Here is a 6753-nt window from a genome sequence, read left to right as displayed (position 1 = left end):
TGGCGGGGTCTCGCTCAACTCGCGCCGCTGCGCGTCGCTCAGACACACGCGAGCCCTGATCCGCCAAACCCTGCGCTCCTCGGCGCATCCAGAGGGGCACTGGGAGCAGAACATCCACACGGGCCTTTGCTGCGCTCGGCCCCACATCGCGCTGCGCAGCCCGGACCGAGCGCAGCAATGGCCCGAATGGTTGTTCGGCTGTTGGATGTTCGGCTGTCCACCCCCTGCTGGCTGCGCCTGCGGCGGGGCGGTTGCGGGGTGAGCATGGGCGTCGGAGCGCCCATGCCTCGTGCTCTGACTCGCCGTGGATGTCTGAACGAAGCTGCAACGCAGCGCAGTGAGTTCCACGGCGCACCCCGTAGCCGCCCCGCCGCAGGTTTGCCCCTTCGCAACGCGAAGGGGTCGCAGACTGGGGGTCGCCTTTCTTTTGGGTACTTTTCTTTGGCGAAGCAAAGAAAAGTACCTCGCCTGCCGGGCGACTCCCGGCCTCCGCCCTTCATCAAGGCATGCCATTAACCAGGCACACAACCCTTTGCGCAGAGGGAGAGCGCTTCAAAAAGCATAGCTGCTAGCGCATATTCCACTAGCGCATCCAGCCAAAATCACCCCAAAACCCCAGACACCAGCCTCACCACCCGGTCACACCGCGCCGCCAGCGACTCATCGTGCGTCACCATTACAAACGCCGTGCCCTGATCCCGCGCCAACTGCAGCATCAAGTCAAACACCCCGTCAGCCGTACTCCGGTCCAGATTGCCCGTAGGCTCGTCCGCCAGCACACACGCAGGCCGGGTCACCAACGCCCGCGCAATCGCCACCCGCTGACGCTCACCGCCCGACAGCTCGGCCGGCCGGTGCATCAGCCGCTCCTTCAAACCGACTGACGCCAGCACCCGCTCCGCCTCCGCATGGCACTGGGCCAACGGCAGGCGGCGGATGCGCAGCGGCATGGCCACGTTGTCCAGCGCACTGAACTCCGGCAGCAGGTGGTGGAACTGGTAGATAAACCCCAGGTGCTGGTTGCGCAGCTGCCCCTGGCGCTCCGCCGACAGCGACGACATCTCCTCGCCCTTGAGGCGCACCGTGCCCGCCGTGGGTGCATCCAGCCCGCCCAGCAGGTGCAGCAAGGTGCTCTTGCCCGAGCCCGAGGCGCCCACTATCGCCAGCGTTTCACCCGCATGGATCCGCAGGTCCACGCCCTTGAGCACGGTCACATCCAGGCGGCCTTCGGTAAAGCGTTTGGTCAGGCCCTTGGCTTCCAGCACCACCGGGTGGCTGTTGGTATGGGGGGTGGGGTTACTCATAACGCAGCGCCTCGGCAGGGTTCACACGGCTGGCGCGCCAGCTGGGGTACAGGGTGGCCACAAAGGCCAGCACCAGCGAGATGACCGCAATGGGCACGATGTCGCTGCTCTGCGGCTCGCTGGGCATCTTGCTGATGAGGTAGATGTCCTTGGGCAAAAAGCTCGCGTTCAGCGCGCGCTCGATGGCCGGCACGATCACATCGATGTTGAACGCGATGCCAAGGCCCAGCAGCAGGCCGACCAGCGTGCCGATCACGCCCACCATCGCGCCCTGCACCACAAAGATGCCCATGATGCTTTTGGGGCTGGCGCCCAGAGTGCGCAGGATGGCGATGTCGGCGCGCTTGTCGGTCACCGTCATCACCAGCGTGGAGACCAGGTTGAACGCGGCCACCGCCACGATGAGCGTGAGGATGATGAACATCATGCGTTTTTCGAGCTGCACCGCGGCGAACCAGGTGCGGTTTTGCTGCGTCCAGTCGCGGATCAGCAGCTGGCCGCTCAGGGACTGCGCCAGCTGCTGCGCCACCTCGCGGGCCTGGTGCAGGTCCTTGAGCTTCAGGCGCACGCCCGTTGGGCCTTCCAGGCGGAAGATGCGCTGCGCGTCTTCATGGTGCAGCAGCACCAGGGCCGAGTCATATTCGTAGTGGCCGGAGTCAAACGTGCCCGCCACCGTCATCTGCTTGAGGCGCGGCACCACGCCAGCCGGCGTCACCTGGCCGGCGGGCGCAATCAGCGTCACCGGGTCGCCCACCCGCACGCCCAGGGCACGGGCCAGCTCGCCCCCCAGCACCACGCGGAACTCGCCGGGCACCAGCAGGTTCAGCGTTTTCTCATTGGTGGCAGCCAGGTCGGTCACCGCACCCTCCAGGGCCGGGTCGATACCGCGCACCAGCGCACCCTTCATGTCTTCGCCACGCGCCAGCAGGGCCTGTGCTGCCACAAAAGGCGCAGCCCCGATCACGTTCGGGTTCTTCTTGGCCTCGGCCAGGGTAAGCGCCGGGTCGGGCAGTGCGGCCCCCAGGGGCGCAAAGATCTCGATGTGCGAGACCACGCTGAGCATGCGGTCGCGCACGTCCTTCTGAAAGCCGTTCATCACCGACAGCACGATGATCAGCGCCGCCACCCCCAGCGCAATGCCCAGCATGGACACGCCCGAGATGAACGAGATGAAGCCATTGCGCCGCGTGGCGCGGCCCGCGCGCGTGTAGCGCCAGCCCAGGGCCAGTTCGTAGGGAATTTGCATGGATTAGGAAAGAAGGACCTGTACGGTGCGGAATGCACGCTACGGGCCGGGCCGATTGTGGCATCCCGGACAATACGCCCATGTCGGACACCACCCATTTGCTCATTCCCTACGCCGCCAGCGCCTCACCGGGATGCCAGCAAGCCCAACAGGGCCTGGCCCTGCCCCACCTGGACCGGCTGCTGGCCCGGCTCAGCCCCCGCCCCGAACACAACGACACCGGCGAAGAAACCAGCTTCTCAGCCCCCCATGAACGCGCCCTCGCCCGCGCCCTGGGCCTGCCCGCACAAGACGGCCGCATCCCCTGGGCGGCCTGGCACCGCCACCAGCAAGGCCTGACGATCCACGGCGAGGCCTGGGCCTTCGTCACGCCCTGCCAGTGGCAGGTCAGCACCGACCACGTCACCCTGCGCGACCCCGAACAGCTGGGGCTGGACGAAGCCGCGTCCCGCGCGCTGCTGGCCATCGTGGCGCCCTGGTTTGCCGAGGACGGCATCACCCTGCACTACGACCAGCCCACGCGCTGGCTGGCCAGCGGGCCGCTGTTTGCCGACCTGGCCACCGCGTCGCTGGAACGTGTGCTGCTGCGCGACGTGCGCGCCTGGATGCCCGATGTCAAACAAGCCCGCACCCTGCATCGCCTGCACAGCGAGATGCAGATGCTGCTGTACACCCACGCCTTCAACGACGAGCGCTCTACGCGCGGGCTGCCCGTCGTCAACTCGTTCTGGGTGCATGGCACGGGCGCACTGTCCAATCCACCGCCCGCCCCCCCATCCCCCCACATGCCCCACATGCCCACCACCCTGCGGGACGCCGCCTTGCACGACGACTGGCGCACCTGGGTCAGCGCCTGGGCCGCGCTGGACGCAGGCCCCGTGGCCGACCTGCTGCGCCGGGCCGAAAGCGGCACGCCCGTGCAGCTGACCCTGTGCGGCGAACGCAATGCGCTGGGCTTCCACACCGCTCCACGCAGCCTTGCACAGCGGTTTCAAGGTCTTTTTCGCCCCATGCGCTGGTCGAATATGCTGGTGCAGCTATGAAAATAATAGCAAGAGACATTCCGCCCCGCGCCGCCTGGGCGCTGGAGCAGGCCGGCGTGCACCCGCTGCTGGCGCGCCTGTACGCCGCGCGTGGCGTGCGGGCCAAGGACGAGTTGGACGATGGCCTGGGCCGCCTGCTGCCGCCCAGTGGCGACCACGGATTGAAGGGCATTGACGCTGCAGCCCGCCTGCTGGCCGATGCCATGGCACAGAACCAACGGCTCATCATCGTGGCCGACTACGACTGCGACGGCGCCACCGCCTGCGCCGTGGGTGTGCGCGGCCTGCGGCTGCTGGGCGCCCAGAACGTGGACTACCTGGTGCCCGACCGCGTGACCGACGGCTACGGCCTCACCGCCTCGATCGCCCGCCGCGTGGCCGAGCGGGGTGCCGACATGCTCATCACCGTGGACAACGGCATCGCCAGCGTGGACGGCGTGGCCGAAGCCAAGGCGCTGGGCCTGCAGGTGCTGGTGACCGACCACCACCTGCCTGGCCCCGAGCTGCCTGCGGCGGACGCCATCGTCAACCCCAACCAGCCCGGCTGCCCTTTCGAAAGCAAGTCCATGGCCGGGGTGGGCGTGATGTTTTATGTGCTGCTGGCCTTGCGCGCCGAGCTGCGTGCGCGTGGCGTGTTTGACGCCGCCACGCAACCCAAGCTCGACCCCTTGCTCACCCTGGTGGCGCTGGGCACCGTGGCTGACGTGGTCAAGCTGGATGCCAACAACCGCCGCCTGGTCGCCCAGGGCTTGAAGCGCATCCGCGCGGGGCAGATGCCCGCAGGCATCGCCGCCCTGTTCCACGCCGCCGGCCGCAAGGCGCCCGTGGCCACCACCTTCGACTTTGGCTTTGCTTTAGGCCCACGCATCAACGCCGCAGGCCGCCTGGCCGACATGACGCTGGGCATCGAATGCCTGCTGACCGACAACGCAGGCCGCGCCGCAGAACTCGCCAGCACGCTCGACGGCATCAACCGCGAGCGCCGCGAAATCGAAGGCGGCATGCGCGAGCAGGCCATGCTCATGGCCGAGAGCCTGTTTGATGAGAGCGAAGAGCCGCCCCCAGCCATCAGCGTGTTCGACCCCGACTTCCACGAAGGCGTGGTCGGCATCGTGGCCAGCCGCATCAAGGACAAGCTGCACCGCCCCACGTTCGTGTTTGCCGCGAGCAGTGCGCCGGGCAAGGAGCATGAGCTCAAAGGCTCGGGCCGCTCCATCCCCGGCTTTCATCTGCGCGACGCTCTCGACCTGGTGGCCAAACGCCACCCGGGCGTGATCCTCAAGTTCGGCGGCCACGCCATGGCGGCGGGCTGCACCGTGGCGGAGGAATCGTTCGACGTGTTCGAGCAGGCCTTTGCCCAGGTGGCGCAGGAATGGCTGGACGCCGCCACCCTCACCCGCCGCATCGAAACCGACGGCCCGCTGGCCCCCGAATATTGCCGCGCCGACATCGTGGACACGCTGCACCGCGAGGTCTGGGGCCAGGGCTTTGCGCCCCCGACCTTCAGCGAAGAGGTGCAGATCGTGAGCCAGCGCCTGGTGGGCGAGGCCAAGAACCACCTGTCGCTCAAGCTCATCCACCAGGGCAACCCCGTGGATGCCATCTGGTTCGGTCACACCGAGCAGTTGCCTGCCCGGGTGCTGCTGGCCTTCCGCCTGGATGTGAACGAGTGGAAGGGCGAGCGCAAGGTGCAGTTCCTGGTCGAAGGCGCGCAGGTGTAGCGCGCCACCGCTCAAGCCTGCGTCGGCCCCTTGCTTCGCTGGCGGATCACGGTCACCGGCTCTCCGCCTTGCCCCCAGTTCTCGGGGTCCACCTCGTCGATGATGACGGTGACACTTTCCGGCCGCTTGTCCAGCACCTGCTGCATGAGCTGGGTCACGCCCGCAATCAGGGCGGCTTTCTGGGCTGCGGTAGTCGGCAGGTCGCGGCGCGCAAGGCGGATGTTGACCAGGGGCATCGGAGAATCCTTTCAAGGTGCACCAAAACAAAAGGCAGCTCACGCTGCCTTGCTGTCAAATCGGCCGGAATACCGACCACAAAAAATAGCCGCCAGCGCTTGATGGTCATGCGCTGGCCGCTATCGATTTAGAAGCTCTCCCAATCGTCATCGCCACCCTGCGCCGCTGCCTTGGCAGCAGGTGCGGGGGCGGGTGCCTTGGCCGCAGGCAGGCGCGCCGGTGCGGGCGCTGGGGCCTTCGGCGCGGCGGCCGATGCCACGCGGGGCGCGCTGGCCGCTGCCTTGACCACGGCGGGCCGTGGCGCAGGCGCCGGCGCTGCAGCGCGGGGTGCCGCTGTCGGCGCCCGGGTGGCCACCGCTCCCACGTTGAATACCGACACCACCTGCGCCAGGTGCTGTGCCTGGTCACGCATNGCTGCAGCGCGGGGTGCCGCTGTCGGCGCCCGGGTGGCCACCGCTCCCACGTTGAATACCGACACCACCTGCGCCAGGTGCTGTGCCTGGTCACGCATCGAGGCGGCTGCGGCCGTGGACTCTTCCACCAGCGCCGCGTTCTGTTGCGTCATCTGATCGAGGTGTGTGACGGCCTGGTTGACCTGCGCGATGCCGTCGCGCTGTTCTGTCGAGGAGGCCGTGATCTCGCCGATGAGGTCGCTCACCCGCTGTACGCTGGCAACGATCTCTTGCATGCTTTGCCCTGCCTGCGCCACCTGGGCCGAGCCCGATTCCACGTTCTCCACGCTGGCGCTGATCAGGGTCTTGATCTCTTTGGCCGCCTCGGCGCTGCGCTGCGCCAGGCTGCGCACTTCGCTGGCCACCACCGCAAACCCACGGCCCTGCTCGCCTGCTCGGGCGGCTTCCACCGCTGCGTTCAGCGCCAGGATGTTGGTCTGGAAGGCGATGCCGTCGATGGTGCCGATGATGTCGCTGATCTTGCGGCTGCTGTCGGTGATCTGCTGCATGCTGGTGACCACCTGGCCCACCACTTCGCCGCCCCGCGCTGCAGCCTGGGCTGCCGTGCCGGCGAGCTGGTTGGCCTGGCGGGCCGTGTCGGCCGACTGGCTCACGGTGGCCGTGAGCTGTTCCATGCTGGCTGCCGTCTCTTCCAGGTTGGAGGCCGTCTGCTCGGTGCGCGCCGACAGGTCGTGGTTGCCGTTGGCAATCTCCACCGAGGCCGACGAGACCGAGTCCACCCCCTGGCGN

At 67.8% G+C, this 6753-nt stretch carries 5 protein-coding genes and 1 pseudogene; 2 read left to right on the top strand and 4 right to left on the bottom strand.

Annotated elements, in window-relative coordinates:
- Positions 1–602: 602 nt before the first annotated feature.
- On the bottom strand, positions 603–1304 hold the full coding sequence (gene lolD, locus ASD75_RS19425; protein WP_056747446.1) for a lipoprotein-releasing ABC transporter ATP-binding protein LolD: 702 nt from the start codon (positions 1302–1304) through the stop codon (positions 603–605).
- A complete protein-coding gene (locus ASD75_RS19420) occupies positions 1297–2550 on the bottom strand; it encodes a lipoprotein-releasing ABC transporter permease subunit (protein WP_056646585.1) in 1254 nt (417 codons plus the stop codon). Before ASD75_RS19420 ends, lolD begins: the two co-directional genes overlap by 8 nt.
- A gap of 80 nt (positions 2551–2630) precedes the next feature.
- Between ASD75_RS19420 and ASD75_RS19415 the strand changes: the two genes are divergently transcribed.
- Both ASD75_RS19415 and recJ read left to right on the top strand, forming a co-directional pair.
- The gene (locus tag ASD75_RS19415) at positions 2631–3593 is read left to right on the top strand and encodes a hypothetical protein (RefSeq protein ID WP_056747736.1); all 963 of its coding nucleotides are present in this window, start codon (positions 2631–2633) and stop codon (positions 3591–3593) included.
- Complete coding sequence (recJ, locus tag ASD75_RS19410; RefSeq protein WP_056747445.1) at positions 3590–5314, top strand: single-stranded-DNA-specific exonuclease RecJ; 1725 nt, start codon at positions 3590–3592, stop codon at positions 5312–5314. Before ASD75_RS19415 ends, recJ begins: the two co-directional genes overlap by 4 nt.
- A gap of 11 nt (positions 5315–5325) precedes the next feature.
- On the opposite strand, the gene ASD75_RS19405 is transcribed toward recJ, so the two are convergent.
- Positions 5326–5550 (bottom strand): 4-oxalocrotonate tautomerase family protein, encoded by a 225-nt coding sequence (locus tag ASD75_RS19405; protein WP_056060909.1) that lies wholly within the window; start codon positions 5548–5550, stop codon positions 5326–5328.
- A gap of 414 nt (positions 5551–5964) precedes the next feature.
- Positions 5965–6752, bottom strand: a pseudogene (locus ASD75_RS23965) (methyl-accepting chemotaxis protein); the annotation flags it as partial.
- Between the last annotated feature and the right edge of the window lies 1 nt (position 6753).

It is taken from the genome of Acidovorax sp. Root568 (assembly GCF_001427445.1).
GTDB classification, from domain to species: Bacteria; Pseudomonadota; Gammaproteobacteria; order Burkholderiales; family Burkholderiaceae_C; genus Acidovorax; species Acidovorax delafieldii.
The sequence above is the reverse complement of the archived record's forward strand: the minus strand, read 5'-3'. Positions and strand labels throughout refer to the sequence as shown.

Coding starts and splice junctions, on each gene's coding strand:
- recJ (WP_056747445.1), top strand. CDS start 3,590: ATGAAAATAATAGCAAGAGACATTCCGCCCCGCGCCGCCTGGGCGCTG.
- lolD (WP_056747446.1), bottom strand. CDS start 1,304: ATGAGTAACCCCACCCCCCATACCAACAGCCACCCGGTGGTGCTGGAA.
- ASD75_RS19420 (WP_056646585.1), bottom strand. CDS start 2,550: ATGCAAATTCCCTACGAACTGGCCCTGGGCTGGCGCTACACGCGCGCG.
- ASD75_RS19405 (WP_056060909.1), bottom strand. CDS start 5,550: ATGCCCCTGGTCAACATCCGCCTTGCGCGCCGCGACCTGCCGACTACC.
- ASD75_RS19415 (WP_056747736.1), top strand. CDS start 2,631: ATGTCGGACACCACCCATTTGCTCATTCCCTACGCCGCCAGCGCCTCA.